Annotated in this window: 18 protein-coding genes and 1 pseudogene; 6 read left to right on the top strand and 13 right to left on the bottom strand. The window is 32.0% G+C overall.

The annotated features are described in order from the left end of the window. Positions 1–76: 76 nt before the first annotated feature. The 5 genes from JNUCC25_RS29045 to JNUCC25_RS29025 all read right to left on the bottom strand — a co-directional run bounded on the left by JNUCC25_RS29045 (position 77) and on the right by JNUCC25_RS29025 (position 3,291). Complete coding sequence (locus JNUCC25_RS29045; RefSeq protein WP_025601625.1) at positions 77–301, bottom strand: hypothetical protein; 225 nt, start codon at positions 299–301, stop codon at positions 77–79. Between the two features lie 88 nt (positions 302–389). After that, positions 390–1,055, bottom strand: a complete 666-nt coding sequence (locus tag JNUCC25_RS29040; RefSeq protein ID WP_263033255.1) for a DUF2711 domain-containing protein — start codon at positions 1,053–1,055, stop codon at positions 390–392. A 161-nt stretch (positions 1,056–1,216) separates the two neighbouring features. Then, positions 1,217–1,603, bottom strand: a complete 387-nt coding sequence (locus JNUCC25_RS29035) for a VOC family protein (RefSeq protein ID WP_454223578.1) — start codon at positions 1,601–1,603, stop codon at positions 1,217–1,219. A 121-nt stretch (positions 1,604–1,724) separates the two neighbouring features. Further along, a complete protein-coding gene (locus tag JNUCC25_RS29030) occupies positions 1,725–2,378 on the bottom strand; it encodes a Vat family streptogramin A O-acetyltransferase (RefSeq protein WP_454223577.1) in 654 nt (217 codons plus the stop codon). 16 nt (positions 2,379–2,394) lie between these two features. Beyond that, positions 2,395–3,291 (bottom strand): Vgb family protein, encoded by an 897-nt coding sequence (locus JNUCC25_RS29025; protein ID WP_454223576.1) that lies wholly within the window; start codon positions 3,289–3,291, stop codon positions 2,395–2,397. A gap of 237 nt (positions 3,292–3,528) precedes the next feature. On the opposite strand from JNUCC25_RS29025, the gene JNUCC25_RS29020 reads away from it, so the two are divergent. Next, the gene (locus tag JNUCC25_RS29020; protein WP_454223575.1) at positions 3,529–3,822 is read left to right on the top strand and encodes a hypothetical protein; all 294 of its coding nucleotides are present in this window, start codon (positions 3,529–3,531) and stop codon (positions 3,820–3,822) included. A gap of 381 nt (positions 3,823–4,203) precedes the next feature. Here JNUCC25_RS29020 and JNUCC25_RS29015 read toward each other — a convergent pair. The 4 genes and pseudogenes from JNUCC25_RS29015 to JNUCC25_RS29000 all read right to left on the bottom strand — a co-directional run. Then, positions 4,204–4,404, bottom strand: a pseudogene (locus JNUCC25_RS29015) (hypothetical protein); the annotation flags it as partial. Positions 4,405–4,431: 27 nt separating this feature from the next. After that, a complete protein-coding gene (locus JNUCC25_RS29010) occupies positions 4,432–5,256 on the bottom strand; it encodes an MBL fold metallo-hydrolase (RefSeq protein WP_454223574.1) in 825 nt (274 codons plus the stop codon). Positions 5,257–6,404: 1,148 nt separating this feature from the next. Next, on the bottom strand, positions 6,405–7,724 hold the full coding sequence (locus JNUCC25_RS29005; protein WP_454223573.1) for a hemolysin family protein: 1,320 nt from the start codon (positions 7,722–7,724) through the stop codon (positions 6,405–6,407). 78 nt (positions 7,725–7,802) lie between these two features. Beyond that, a complete protein-coding gene (locus tag JNUCC25_RS29000) occupies positions 7,803–8,033 on the bottom strand; it encodes a hypothetical protein (RefSeq protein ID WP_454223572.1) in 231 nt (76 codons plus the stop codon). A 180-nt stretch (positions 8,034–8,213) separates the two neighbouring features. On the opposite strand from JNUCC25_RS29000, the gene JNUCC25_RS28995 reads away from it, so the two are divergent. Continuing rightward, positions 8,214–8,405, top strand: coding sequence for a hypothetical protein (locus JNUCC25_RS28995; protein ID WP_057240453.1), 192 nt, complete (start codon positions 8,214–8,216; stop codon positions 8,403–8,405). Positions 8,406–8,512: 107 nt separating this feature from the next. On the opposite strand, the gene JNUCC25_RS28990 is transcribed toward JNUCC25_RS28995, so the two are convergent. Continuing rightward, a complete protein-coding gene (locus JNUCC25_RS28990; protein WP_454223571.1) occupies positions 8,513–8,914 on the bottom strand; it encodes a hypothetical protein in 402 nt (133 codons plus the stop codon). Next, entirely contained in the window at positions 8,914–9,120 is a 207-nt protein-coding gene (locus tag JNUCC25_RS28985; protein ID WP_228307849.1) for a helix-turn-helix transcriptional regulator, read from the bottom strand. The genes JNUCC25_RS28990 and JNUCC25_RS28985 overlap by 1 nt, the downstream gene beginning before the upstream one ends. A 328-nt stretch (positions 9,121–9,448) precedes the next feature. Here JNUCC25_RS28985 and JNUCC25_RS28980 point away from each other — a divergent pair, with 328 nt between their 5' ends. Beyond that, a complete protein-coding gene (locus tag JNUCC25_RS28980) occupies positions 9,449–9,676 on the top strand; it encodes a helix-turn-helix transcriptional regulator (RefSeq protein WP_035336035.1) in 228 nt (75 codons plus the stop codon). Between the two features lies 1 nt (position 9,677). Next, on the top strand, positions 9,678–10,028 hold the full coding sequence (locus JNUCC25_RS28975) for a DUF2178 domain-containing protein (RefSeq protein ID WP_454223570.1): 351 nt from the start codon (positions 9,678–9,680) through the stop codon (positions 10,026–10,028). A gap of 116 nt (positions 10,029–10,144) precedes the next feature. Here JNUCC25_RS28975 and JNUCC25_RS28970 read toward each other — a convergent pair whose 3' ends face one another. Then, positions 10,145–10,606 (bottom strand): AraC family transcriptional regulator, encoded by a 462-nt coding sequence (locus JNUCC25_RS28970; RefSeq protein WP_454223569.1) that lies wholly within the window; start codon positions 10,604–10,606, stop codon positions 10,145–10,147. A 252-nt stretch (positions 10,607–10,858) separates the two neighbouring features. On the opposite strand from JNUCC25_RS28970, the gene JNUCC25_RS28965 reads away from it, so the two are divergent. Together JNUCC25_RS28965 and JNUCC25_RS28960 are read left to right on the top strand one after the other, a co-directional pair. Beyond that, the gene (locus tag JNUCC25_RS28965) at positions 10,859–11,386 is read left to right on the top strand and encodes an RNA polymerase sigma factor (RefSeq protein ID WP_454223603.1); all 528 of its coding nucleotides are present in this window, start codon (positions 10,859–10,861) and stop codon (positions 11,384–11,386) included. Next, positions 11,376–12,707 carry a DUF4179 domain-containing protein gene (locus tag JNUCC25_RS28960; protein WP_454223568.1) on the top strand — a complete coding sequence of 444 codons (1,332 nt, stop codon included), beginning with the start codon at positions 11,376–11,378 and terminating at the stop codon, positions 12,705–12,707. Before JNUCC25_RS28965 ends, JNUCC25_RS28960 begins: the two co-directional genes overlap by 11 nt. A gap of 822 nt (positions 12,708–13,529) precedes the next feature. Here JNUCC25_RS28960 and JNUCC25_RS28955 read toward each other — a convergent pair. Then, on the bottom strand, positions 13,530–14,189 hold the full coding sequence (locus JNUCC25_RS28955; protein WP_454223567.1) for a hypothetical protein: 660 nt from the start codon (positions 14,187–14,189) through the stop codon (positions 13,530–13,532). Between the last annotated feature and the right edge of the window lie 39 nt (positions 14,190–14,228).

The following is a 14,228-nucleotide window of genomic DNA, read 5'->3' as shown; positions in this document are numbered from 1 at the left end:
AAATACTCCTTTTTTGTGGAATTTATAGGGCACATAATTAAAAAGACCTTATTAGTACCAATAAGATCTTTTACCTTTATTGCTTATTACGCTCTGCAAAATATAGATAAACAATACCAATGATTAAAGATATGATACTTAAAATATTTAACGTTGTGCCTATTTCATGCAATTGATCTTTAAAAGTTCCTGAACTCCAAGATGCTTCACTAGAAGAATAAATTGCTGCACTAATAAACTTTGTACATATAAATAAGGCTGCCAAGAAGATGAATAAGCAACCTGCGGCCCTTTTATTCAAATAAACACTCCTAATAAGTTACTTTATTATTATATTTTACCACAATTTTGCTTTTTAAAGTTAACATAAAACGGCTTATCGGTACTTATTAAATAAACGAATTAAGATATGTTTCTTTGTCACATATTAAAGCTTCAAGGTTAAGAGATTTAATTGTATCCTCGATATTTGTGTCTTTAGCTAGAAGCAATGTTATGAACGAATCATAAATTCCCATAAACGCAAAATCCATATTTTCATCTGTAATAATTGACTCATTAGGAGATAAGTTAGCTATTTCTAAAGATGACATATCGTTGACTTTAAATGAACCATTTGTGTCATGAATAGGTTCAGAAAAATATAAAGTATTTGCCCCTTTCGAACAGAGGATCTTTAATAAACTATTTAATATAAACAACGATGTACGATCTTCTTCAGGGTAATAAAAATCAGGATTAGCCTTAAGATAGGAAGCTAACTTTTTATATTCATCGCTCGACGTATTAGTCAGAGTTTGCAACGCTACTGATAATTCCTTGTAGGATCTTAAATTACTTTTGGACATTACTTCTTTCCATGATATTGGTTCCCCAAGGTTAAACATTTCTTCGTCACTAGGATATATATGCTGATAAGGATTTTCCCTTTTTGATTTCTCCCAACCAGAGGGCATTTGAATAAAAGGATGTAATAGAATAGCAGCAGACTTAAAGCCATTAGGTAATTGAGATAAGATAGGTAAATCCCAGTCTAACCTTATATAATCCAACAATATATAAACATCTCCTTTTAATGTACTTAGTTACGTATATTTTATATGTATAGAACACTTACTTCTAGTTACCATAATGTACCTTATCGGTAGTAGCACAAATAACTCTGTTCAAATAAATCGAAACAGAGCTACAATGAGTATTAAAATTTCTTAATTAATTACAGCATTTTATATATTTCAATAAGATTCTTATCTGGATCCCGAAAATGTGCAATACGTGATCTCCATTCTTTACGATCGTGTGGTTCAGTAACAAATTCAATCCCATTTTCTCTCAAATAATCATAGGTCTTATCAACGTCTTCGACTTCAAATTGAAGCAAAAAATTTGATGGGGATTCTCCATCTGAAGACTTGTTTTCCTTTCCAATTACTTCTGTCATGGCCTTCTGAGATAAAAGCTCAATTTTCGTTTCCCCATTATTGAAAAGTGCATACTCCATTTCTTCTTCATACCAACTTATTGGAATTCCTAATAAATCTTTATAAAATGCCGTACTCCTTTTAAAATCATTAACTAATAGTCTAATTTGTAGCAGCTTCAATTCAATCTCCTCCTCATGGTATAATTCTCTCTATTTATCAAAAAGACCTTCGTGTTTTTTCATTCGTGTACCCTACACATTTTTAGTTAACCTAATAGACATTATAGATAATTGTCCTTTCTTAATTGTGATTTTTCAATTTTTCTAGCTTTTCTATGTCTCCATCAACTATTACATCAATGTGGGAAGAAATAATATCAATAGTTAAATCCCACCATTTAATTTCTAATAATTTATTAATGATTTGTTCTGGGAAACGTTCTCTGATTTTTTGTGCAGGATTTCCTCCAACAATCGTGTAGGGTTCCACATCCTTTGTAATAACTGACTTGGCTGCTACAATGGCACCGTCACCTATATTAATTCCGGGCATAATGACCGTGTCCATTCCAATCCAAACATCATTTCCAATTATCGTATCCCCTTTAAACGGCAATTGATCTAGCGTTGGTGTATGTTTTTCCCACCCCTGCCCAAAGATATTGAACGGATACGTTGAGAAGCCATCCATTCTATGATTTGCTCCATTCATAATAAATGTTACGCCGGGGGAAATGGCACAAAACTTCCCTATAACAAGTCGATCACCAAAGAACTCATAATGATACAATACCTGATCTTCAAAGGATTCTCCTCTTCTTGCATCGTAATAGGAATAGTCGCCTACGATAATATTTGGCCTAGTAATTGTATTTTTAATGAATTGTACAACATCATTTTCTTTAATCGGATACTTATCTGTAGGATCTGGACCGTGTGCTTTATTCGATTTCATAAGTATTCACTGCCTCTCATGGTTTTTGGACAAAACTCAATCGACCTAACTTATTACATTCCTCTGCGAACCATAAGGCTTGATCAGATCCTACTACAATACCATGTGGTTCCGCATTCTTTGTAGGAATAGGATATTCCGTAATTTCTCCGTTCACTGTAATACGCCCTATTTGATTGCTTCCCCATTCAGTAAACCATAAAGCATTATCGGGACCTGTTACAATTGCATGTGGACGAGCATTCGGGGTAGGAATAGAATACTCATTTATAACTCCAGAAGTGGTAATTCTCCCAATATTATTGCCGTTAATTTCTACAAACCAAAGTGCATCATCCGGCCCATTTGTAATCCCTACAGGACCAGCTTGTGCTGTAGGTAACTGATACGTAGTTACTCCTCCTTCTAGCGTAATACGCCCTATTTGATTACTTTGATTTAGAGTAAACCATAGAGCATGATCAGAACCTGCCACAATAAAAGAAGGGTAGGAACCAGGCTGGGGTAGATCATACTCGATTATTTCACCTGATGGTAAAATTCGTCCTATTCTATTTCCATTCATTTCTGTAAACCAAATGTCTCCGTTATGTCCTTCAGTTATTCCAAAAGGTGCTGAATCTGGGTTAGGTAGGACATATTCCATAATCCCTTCTGTTATTGTTAGTTTTCCAATTTTATTGGCTTTATTTTCCGCAAACCAAATGTCCCCCTGAGTTGTAGAAGTGATGGATAGCACCCCTGCATCACTAGTAGGGACATTAAAATGTTTCACCTTACCTTCTACAGTCATATGCCCAATTTGATTGGTTTTGTGTTGGGTAAACCAAAGTGCGCCGTCTTTTCCTGAAGTAATCCCATAAGGCCCTGAATCTACCTGAGGCAGTTCGTATTCTTTGATTTTTACGATCAAATAAATTCCTCCCTTTCTTTATATAAAATCTTTTTAGTAATTCGTTATAAAATAATTAGATTCCTGTCAAGGAAGTCTTTTATAAGACGAGCAAAGTTAGTTAACATAATAGAGCTTTCCGGAACACATGAAAAAGAAAACCCTTTGCGTAGAAGGATTTTACCTTTGTAAGTCCAAGTAAGATAGTAATAGTGACTTATAAAGCAATTGAAGGATGCAGAAATGGAGGGAAGTAAGTTGCCTAACAGAGAGTATCCATACTATTTTATAAAGTTAGGTAAATTATATTACGTATATCATTCGTATAAGAACGTAAAAAAGAAAGAGGTATCCAGTTACGAATTTACTAATGATGAATCGTTAGCATTTCCTATTGATGAAGAGTCTGCTAAACAATTAGCAGATAAATGTGGAGGTCATATTGTAATGAAGAATGCTACGTTTAATGATTATATTAGCCAAGGAGAGAGATGGAGTCATTTTATAGATAGCAAAAAGAAGAAGATATGGAGAATCTATATCATTAATTGAATGATAAAACCCTTTAACTACTATTTATTTTGAAGAAAAATGATCCATTTGTCGTCACTTAGTGTAAATAATAAAATTTTAATAATATATAAAGTACTTTATCATTTACCTATTAAATTATAGGAATTATGAGTAAGTTATATTTTTCATGAGTAGAATCAATTACAATATTTATTTTAAAATTTTTTATGTATAAGAACGGTTTATAAAAGAACAACATCTTCGGTTTTATTTGACTAATAACAAAAAAAGAAAAAAGCAATCAAATAATTATAGTCTAATTTGATTACTTTTTTACATTAATTTACTTGTTGTTAAGTAGCGTCTCACCGCCACTGAAATGATTGATGCTTATCTCTTCAATCATTACTTGTGCAACTTTTATAGGTCTTCTTTTGAATCCTTTTTACTTTTTCTACCGGCGAAGTTTGTCCCAATTACACCAATGATAATCATAATTCCACCAATTAAGTGATAAAAATGAAACGCCTCGTTTAAGAATAAAACACCGGCAATAATGGTAATTAGCGTTGCAACGTTACTGAAAACACTCATCATCATCAAGTAAATAACTCCAATTACTGATAAAGAATCTAGAACATTTATATCTCATGTATTAAACAGTGTCCCCTCTATTGCTTTGATATACCGATCTGCTGATTTCTGAACAGCTTGTTCTGCATTTTCCATTACTACTCTATTAAATGCATTATAAATACGGTTAAACGATAAATCTTTAACTTTATCTGCCATCTCTCTTACTTTGCTTGCTGGAAGTGGAATGAAATTTGGGTAACTATACATAAAGCTTACCCACTGACGGTCGGCAGCTACTTGCATAATATCACCAGTAAATAAAATTCCTTTATTATTGTCTCCATTTTTCCAATGTAAGACAGCTCCTCCTTTAAAATGACCGCCCAGTCGGTATAGGGTTATACCATTTGTTAATTCAAGGGATTCGCCTGACCAAAATTTAATTTTATCACTTTGTCGTACTATCCACTCTTTATCATCCTCATGGATGTAGATAGGGGCATTAAATGTCTCTGCCCATTCAACTTGTGTAGAGTAATAATGTGGATGAGAAAGAGCAATTGCTTGGATTCCACCCAAATTATTAATTTTCTCGATAGTTTTCTCATCTAAATATGTAATACAGTCCCATAACATATTAAAGCCTTGATTTTGGATGAGAAAAGCTGTTTGACCAATTGCAAATTCAGGATTTGTTATAATACTATATAAATTTTCCTCTTCCTGAAGAATTTCATTTTTAAAAGAGTTACCTTGTTGCATAGCTTCTAATGTTGTCCATGATTGTCCTAAAGGATTTACGTATTGTCTCTCCTCATTACAAATCAGACAATCTACTGGAGCTTCTTGTCTTTGAGGATATTGGACACCGCATGTAGTACAAATATAATTTGGCATATGTTTACACTCCCTTTCTTTATTTTTAATTCAAATGACACCATAAATAATTGCTAATTTTTATAAAGTAGACTTTTTTATAACTGCCTTAACAAAAATGTGCGTTTTTGTTAGGGTGATTAATGATATGCTTTTAACTTAGTAAACTTGCATAGTAGCTATAACAACAATAATATTTGTAACAATATTCGGTAGAGGAGAGGATTAATATGAAGTTTGGCTACATGCGTGTGTATACATCTTTAGTTAACATAATCATCATTACAGGAACAAAAAAGCTATTAGAATTATGATTCTAATAGCTTTTTTGTTTGGAAAGTTAAATTTTATTGATGTTTAAATCGTACACCGTTTTAAATATAAAATCATGTTCGCACATCTAAATACCTCCCATCATCTTCTAAGGAAAAATCCTTTGAAAATATATGATGACTAGTTTGTATATATGTAATAAATAGTTTTTTCTCTTTTTATGTAAATGATTAATTTTTTAGATATTGAGCAAACTACTCATGATGATTAACATCATCCCATCGATAATAATTTTTGAAAAAAACTCCTGATTTAGCGCCAGGAGTTTTTTTCTGTTTTACATTGTATACGATATACAAAGGTAGTTAACATAATGACTCTTTCCGGAACACATGGGAAAAGAAACCCCTTGGCGTAGAGGGGTTTCCATGAGGGTAACGTTTCTTTATTATGCAGCTTTTTATGCATTCTTGATTTCATAAGGTTTATGGTGAAGATAAATGCTCTGATAATGCATAAAAAAGTAAAGTATTTATTCATTTTTTTTATCTAATTTAATGTATATAAAGGCAAACAACAAAAGTAATGTAATGCTAATAGGAAAAATAATATAAGAGTCTGTCGCTTTACTTACACTAGCTTTTAATGTGTAGTTATAGATGACGAATGAAATTCCAACAATAGCTATTAATATTCGATAGGTTCTTTTCTTACTAAACATGTAAAACAATCTCCTTTTACTTTAATAAGCTTCTCCATATCCAGTATGTGCCTTAAATATTAAACCTGCTTTATTTAAAAACAGACAGTCCGTAAAGGTATACTTTTATAGTTAACATAAGACATGTTATTAGAAATAAAAAGACCCTTATGCATTATAAAGGTCTTTTTATTTCCTATTTAGCTAAGCTCAAAGAATGCTGTTTATTTGCTACCTCGATGATTTGAATATTTCGCCCATCAAGTTTTCTCACAGTAAACTCAAAATCATTATACACAAGGACTTCATTTAACTTAACGTTTATTTTCTGAGATAAGATCCATCCACCTATCGTATCGACCTCATCAGTTTCAATGTTCGTTCCCATTAGTGTGTTTACGTCTCTTACTAATACTTTTCCATTAAAAACATAGTGACGTTCACCAATTTTTTGCCTGTCGAGAACTTCATCAGAATCAAATTCATCATGGATTTCTCCTACGATTTCTTCTAAAATATCTTCAACGGTTACTAAACCAGCTGTCCCTCCATATTCATCAAGTAAGATTGCTATGTGGATACGTTCCTTTTGCATTTTTCTCAATAGCTTATTGATAGGGTACGATTCAATGACTTGTATCACTGGTTTAACGTAATGGCTAATGAGTTGGTCCCGTAATGTGTCATCAAATGCAACATCGCTTAAGATTTCTTTTATATTTACCATCCCTACGATTTGATCTTTATCTCCGTCAGTTGTTACTGGGTAACGAGTATACTGCTCCAATGCAGCCATTTCTAAAAATGCACCAATCGTGTCATGTTCAGAGATTGTTATCATCTCAGTTCGTGGAATCATGATTTCTTTGGCCAGACGTTCATCAAATTCGAAAATATTGCTTACGTACTTTAACTCACTTTGATTAATAGCACCACTCTTATAGCTCTCAGCCAGCAGGAGACGAAGTTCCTCTTCTGAATGGGCCAATTCGTGCTCTGAAGCAGGTTTTAACCCAGACATTCCAACCAGTATTCGTGCAGAACCATTTAAAATCCAGATAAACGGATACATGATTTTATAAAACCAGATGATGGGCGCTGAAAATAACAATGTGACAGCTTCTGCTTTCTGTATTGAAAATGTCTTAGGTGCTAATTCACCTACCACAACATGAAGGTAGGTCATCACAATAAAGGCAATACCAAATGATAAAAGGTGCGTAATTGACTCATTTAAATCGAATCTCATAAAAACAGGACTTAGCAATCTTTCTACCGTAGGTTCACCAAGCACACCTAATCCCATCGCTGTTACTGTAATACCTAGTTGACAAGCAGATAAATATTCGTCTAAGTGCGTAATGACTTTTTTAGCAGAGACAGCACCCTTTTTACCTTCAGCTACAAGTTGATCAATCTTAGAGCTTCGTACTTTTACAATCGCAAATTCTGTGGCTACAAAGAAACCAGTCAATCCAATTAATACTGCTACCAATAACAAGTTAATTATGTCCAATTAGTTGTCTTACCTAAGTAAGACGTACACCTCCAATAGATTTAATGACAAATACATTATGTAGAAACATCTAGCTATCTACGCTTCTTTTAAAATAACTCGTTGTAAAGGAACACCACCCATGCTTATCGTCTTTTCAGATAACGTATATTTCTGATGATCAACTAATAAGGTATAAGTATCAATAACTTCACAGGTCGTTCCTTTGTTCTGAAAATGTTTTACGACAGCTTTCTTTAAATCAGTTAGGTTGTAGTATCTTTCTTCAAAATCAATGACAATTTTCTTTTTTCTAAATAACCCAAACATCTAAATCCCCTCCCCTATCTATACTTATACGATTCATATGTATAAAAGTTCCATATATTTTCATATATTTCATTTATATATTGGTAATTGAATTTAAAATAGCATATATTTTATATGGTTTTGTTATTTATTGTTAATTTTGTTATATTATTTAATGGATGTAAGAATGGAGGATAAAAAATGAGTTTGCTAATAGTAGGGATCATTATTATTTTGTCAGTCGTTGCAGACTATTTTATTTTCGATTACGACGATAAAAGATGGGGATGGCTAAAAGGATATTCTAAGCCTGTAAGAATAGGAATTATCAGTTGTTACTTAGTTATTTCATTTACTATTTACTTTGCTTTAAGCCTTAAATATATCTCTTAAGGTTTAAAGGCTTTTTTTATTTACATTACATATATTTACAGTTAGCATAAAACTGTCTATAAGAACTAAAAAGCCTAGAAACATAGTGTTTCTAGGCTTTTTAAACATTATCTATAACGTCTGGCAGAAAAGAATTGAACAACTGGAAAGATAACCAATGCCAGACATAAAGCTGCAAACAAAGAGATATTTCCAAAATCATTTTTTCTTACGAAAATAATACGATCTAAAATCCAAAGAATGAAAAGACCTATAGTTAAGATATGATAGCTTCTTTTAGCACTCATCGTAGCAATTTTCTTACCCATTTCATCTTTTTGAATTTCTCGATCAAATCCCCACGTAGCAAGTTGACATAAAGTAGTGATAACCAAAACTATTGCTATAACTCCCGTTACACCTAATCTAACTCCATCTTTAAAATCTGTTATATAAATCGTATATAATGCAAAAGCGCAGCTTAGTAAAATAATAGCAGCCCATACATAATTGTTTTTTACATTTCTCATTATAAATTCCCCCTGTTTTTGTATAAAAATAATTCGTCTACACTAACATTTAAATTTCCTGCTAACTGAAATGCTAGCTCTAAGCTCGGATCGTACTTGTTATTTTCAATCGCATTAATCGTTTGTCTCGATACACTGCAAGCATTAGCTAGCGCTTCTTGAGATAACTTTTTAGATTTCCTTATTTCTTTGATTCGATTATCCATACTTATCAACCCACCTCTAAAATGTAAAAAACATTTTACATTTATAGTATATGGTAATATTTTCATTATGTCAAACATCTTTTACAAAATATCTACTTTTTTATGTATATCGCAAACAAATTTAGTTAACATAATATGCTATAGACAGTGAGAAAGAATTTATATTGTTTATTAAAAATGTAAAAAGGGATAGACTCCTCGCTAAGAGTCTAACCCTTTTTATTATCATAAATTGTATAATAATATTTATCTTTTGTATAAGTTTACTTTACCTTTATATAAGTTTGTTGTATTATTTATTTGTAGTCAAAAAAGGAAGGTGATTACATTGAAAGAAAAAAATGGTGACTACGTTGAAAATAAAGTGTATGAGCACCGAGTTTTAAAAAGAATGTCTCAAAAAGAATTGGCAGACGCTGTAGGGGTGTCCAAACAAACCATATATGTAATGGAGAAAAATAATTATTCTCCTTCTCTCGTTTTAGCTTTTCGAATAGCTAATTTCTTCGACGTAGACGTTAACGATATTTTTAATTATGTGGGAGGACGTGACTGAAATGATAACTGATAAAATAGAAAATGCTATTTTTACCCCTTTAAAAACCTGGACAGAACAATCAAATAGTAACTGGAATATGCTGATTGGTATTGGACTTTTATCGCTTATAATTGCAATGATATTGGTATACGTACTTCAAAAGAAGATGGGTATGAGTGTGTCTGATGAAAGAACAAGTCAAATAAGCTTAAAAAGTGCCCTTGTTATGTTAATTGGAATCATCTTGTGCGACCTAATCTTCCCCAAAGAATATATGTGGCAAATTTTCTTCTTATTTAAATATTCCCTCGCATTCCTTGCTGCAGGTATATATCTTGCTGTTCGATATAAGAAGGATTTCTTAAACTAAAAAATTTTGTAGGCCATATTCAGAGGTAGTTAACATACTGGGTGTTATGGGTAGGAAAAGAGTCTAAAAATTGAAGGAAACTGGATTTTTAGACTCTTTGGACAAAAAACTATCACTTATTGCTGTTTTAATATTATCGGTATACAAATATCACAATAATCAACGTCATCTTCTTCACCGTAATATCTTTCAAACATTGGCCTAGAATCAACCAGGTAACCCTCGTTTAACAATTCAACAAAGATTAGATCCCAAGCTTTTTGAATTTCCTCCGCAGTATGCCTCACTCGATAAATCGCGTACTGACCGCCTATTAATCTATCTTCACTAACCTCATTGTTAATTCGATACCCATTAGAAATGACAATACCAGCATCATAGCGACAGTTTTCAGGAGATGTTACTTCAGGATTATCTCGTGGAATACTTAAGATTGTTGAATCTTTATTAAACAATCCTTTCTTTTTAGCCCAACTCTTTAATTTTTCCATTACTTTAACATTGTGAGGACCATATGGACCCACTTGTCTCACATACGCAATCCGGTAATTTGGTAAATGATCAACTTTAATGTTCATCTAATCTAACTCCTTCTTTATCGATATTGACTACAATGAAAAAGTTATCATGATTTAAAAAGATAATCACCTAAAATTTTAAAATATTTTAAAATTTTACCAATAAATATTGTGTCATCTATAAAACTAATTAATATATGGAAGAAAAAGAAACTACTAATTGTTTATACTTTTCTTTTTTATAGAAAATTTAAGCCAAATACCAAGTAACGTTGTCTAATAAGGTATAAAAGGAAAAAGTAGAAAGGATGAATTTCAATTATTAGGATCGTTAAAAAAGCTCAAAAAGGTAACGATAAAGCTTTTTTGAAGCTTTTTCAGACATATGAACAAGATATTTATCGAATGGCTTATGTCTATGTCAAAAATAAGGACGATGCTTTAGATGTGGTTCAAGAGGTAGCATACCGTTCTTTTAAAAACATAGATACATTAAAAAAGCCCGAATACTTTAAGACATGGTTAATCAAAATTACCATTAGGTGTGCAATCAATCATCTAAGAAAGAATAGCAAGGTCGTTCAATTACATCCAGAACATGAGGAAATTATCGGTTCAGATATTGAAGATATTCCCCTTACATTATCCCTTCATCAATTAGTGGAAGAATTAAATGAAGATGAAAAAAGTGTTGTTATTTTACGATTTTATGAAGGCTATTCTTTTAGGGAAATAGCTGAGACGTTGACTATTCCTTTAGGCACGGCCAAATCTATTTTATATCGTGCTTTAGCTAAACTTCGTAAACAAGTGAAAGGCGTTGGTATTTATGAAGAATAAACTAAAACAAGAACTTGAACAAATTGAAATTCCAAAAGAATTACATATGAGAGCCAAACTCGGTGTAGAAAAGGCTAAATCAGAGCAACCAAGAAGAACGTTTAAAAAAGCAATTGTATTTCCGGCTGCCGCAGCTTTATTCCTTATAGGTTCCGCAGGTGTAGGAGCAGCGACATTTCCAAGCTTCAACCACTTACTATCTCTTGTTAGTCCCGACATTGCCTTGTTTCTTCAACCTATTGAAACCACTAGTGAAGATAAAGGAATAAAAATGAAAGTTATAGGTGCCATGAACGATGACGAAATGGCTGTTATTTACGTTACGATGCAAGATTTAACAGGTAATCGCCTTGATAAAACGCTGGATCTTTATGATTACACATTAACTGACGGGCATATGTTTAATAGCCAAATTGTTGACTACGATAAAGATACAAATACAGCCACATTACGAATTCAAGCAAATGGAGGCACAAACTTTAATAATAAAAAAAACAAATTGCGAATAAGCTCTTTCCTTAGCCAAAAGCATAAGTATGAGGGAATCAAGATAGATACTGATCTGTCGGAGCTAAAGAATAAAAATGTAGATACAATCTCTCTTAGCACAGATAGTACATCGGGAGGAGGTGGGGAAATTACTGACCAACTCGACACGGGAGAAAGTATAGAAATCTTAAAGCCTAACGAAACCATTCTTTCTCTGCCAAAAATAAAATTTATGCATGTATCAAATATTGGATTTGTGAATGGTCAACTTCACGTTCAAACAAAGTGGTCCGACGAAGATATAGATAGCCATGGAGATTTTTATTTAGTTGATCCTTCGGGAAAGAAGATAAATGCTTCTTCTAACATCTCTTATGGAGTAGATAAATCAGGAAAAACTGTTTACGGAAATAACTATGTGGAGTATATTTTTAATGCAAATAATGAAGATTTTAGTAAGTTAAAATTGATGGGAGACCTTGTATCTAACGGTAATTTTACAAAAGGTGATTGGAGCACTACATTTAAGCTGCATTCTGTAGAAAATGAAAAGAGTCTGAGCCTTAATGAGGACTTCGGCAGTTGGAAAGCAACTAAAATGACTCTTTCATCACTAGGTGTAACGCTATACGGAAAAGGGCATTTTAAAGACACTGATAACATAAAAGTGAGTGTTAAAATGAATAATGGCAGCAGTCAATCACTCGATTCGTTACAAAACTTTAGTGATAATAAAAGCGTTAAAACTAAATTTCTATCTTCTTCTCCTTTGGATTTATCAAAAATCAAAGCAATCAATGTAAATGGTACAGTTATAAAAGTATCTAGATAAAAAAATAAAGCTAAGTTTCTTAATCCTATGAATAAGAAACTTAGCTTTTTTGTTCTTAATTATTTTAAGGGCTACCTTAATATCAATTTATTAAGATTACAGCACACACAGTCCGTAAAAGTATACGTTTACAAACTTTTCTTTCATATAAGAAATCAATCATTTTTACCGTTCGTTTAAGTTTTAAAACAAATTACGAGCGTCCTATTAAATACTTACACTTTTACGAACACTTTTGGTAGAATAAGAAGAATAAAAAAAAACAAAAGTGGTATAAAAATGAAAAATATGACATTAAGATATTAAGACATATACGTATAAGCAGCCGAAATCAAAGCCAAAGTCGTCAACAGTATCAATTGTTAAATATTATTTGTTAGAGCTTTGTCGGTTGTAATAAGGAAAAAATTTTTCAGGAAGGCAATGCCACCATAAAAAAGAGTGAAGTCCACATGTTAGTTTTAGACATCCTGTTGTTAGATACAACTCAGCATAAAAATAATCTTGAAATATTTATTGCAGATTTATCTGTGTAAATTCTTTCGTGGATTGCTTAAGAAGAGTGTGATCAGATTCGCAAGTGGCTAACGAAGAGAATTGAAGCTTGAAACGAGAAGGAATTACAGATGTGCAGGCGATGAAAAAAGTAATTGTGAAAAAGGCAAGTTTTTTTAATTAGTAACACAATATGAAGATATGCTGGATGGGAATAGATACATAATGGTTTTAATCATAACAAAAGAAAAAGCACTCCAAATATTATAATCTGTAAATATTTGGGGTGCTTTTCGGATTTGATTCTTTTATTAAAACAATTTAGGTCTATAGGCCAGCTATTGATTTATTATTAAGCTTTAGTCTATTAACGATTTTGTCAATCTCCTTTTGAATACTTTGTGGTTCTAATATCTTTGTAACATAAATGGATCTTTTGAAACTATGTTTCGCTACTTTACATAATATAATATTCTCAAAATCAAGAACTTTTCCATCATATATAAGCATAATATGCAGCAAAGAAGAATAATCTTTTGTTAGAATTATGGATTCTAATTGCTCTAAATTATACAAACTAAACTCCTTCATTCCAATTCTTCGCCCAAGCTCAATCTTAATATTTATTTTTTCAAGCTTTTCATTGTATACATTTTCCATAATCTTAGCTTGTTCTTTATATACTTCTTCTACGTCAACGACTCTTTTATAATTACTTAAAGAAAGCTTATTAAACTCTTGACTATTTAATTTTTTTCCTACAAAAGAGTTAATTAAAAAATAATATATTGCCGTTAATAGTATAAGCAAAGAATAACATTCCCCGATTTCCATTTTGTAGAAACTCATTACAAAATATATTGGGTAACAAACTATCAAAGGTATGCTACAGAGAATGGAGTATACAATTAAATTATATTTCTTAACTTCTTTAAAAAGCACCACAGGAAGATATAAGAATAGCAGAATCATTAAAATCAATAACATTTAGTCTCCCCCCCTTTCAAAATAATCACAATCGCAATT

Source organism: Priestia sp. JNUCC 25, from assembly GCF_053667915.1.
This window is presented reverse-complemented; position numbering and strand designations above follow the sequence as displayed.

Excerpts from the sequence above, each read along its gene's own strand:
- JNUCC25_RS29030 (WP_454223577.1), bottom strand. The coding sequence starts at position 2,378 with ATGAAATCGAATAAAGCACACGGTCCAGATCCTACAGATAAGTATCCG.
- JNUCC25_RS29010 (WP_454223574.1), bottom strand. The coding sequence starts at position 5,256 with ATGCCAAATTATATTTGTACTACATGCGGTGTCCAATATCCTCAAAGA.
- JNUCC25_RS29000 (WP_454223572.1), bottom strand. The coding sequence starts at position 8,033 with ATGTTTGGGTTATTTAGAAAAAAGAAAATTGTCATTGATTTTGAAGAA.
- JNUCC25_RS28995 (WP_057240453.1), top strand. The coding sequence starts at position 8,214 with ATGAGTTTGCTAATAGTAGGGATCATTATTATTTTGTCAGTCGTTGCA.
- JNUCC25_RS28990 (WP_454223571.1), bottom strand. The coding sequence starts at position 8,914 with ATGAGAAATGTAAAAAACAATTATGTATGGGCTGCTATTATTTTACTA.
- JNUCC25_RS28985 (WP_228307849.1), bottom strand. The coding sequence starts at position 9,120 with ATGGATAATCGAATCAAAGAAATAAGGAAATCTAAAAAGTTATCTCAA.
- JNUCC25_RS28975 (WP_454223570.1), top strand. The coding sequence starts at position 9,678 with ATGATAACTGATAAAATAGAAAATGCTATTTTTACCCCTTTAAAAACC.
- JNUCC25_RS28970 (WP_454223569.1), bottom strand. The coding sequence starts at position 10,606 with ATGAACATTAAAGTTGATCATTTACCAAATTACCGGATTGCGTATGTG.
- JNUCC25_RS28960 (WP_454223568.1), top strand. The coding sequence starts at position 11,376 with ATGAAGAATAAACTAAAACAAGAACTTGAACAAATTGAAATTCCAAAA.
- JNUCC25_RS28955 (WP_454223567.1), bottom strand. The coding sequence starts at position 14,189 with ATGTTATTGATTTTAATGATTCTGCTATTCTTATATCTTCCTGTGGTG.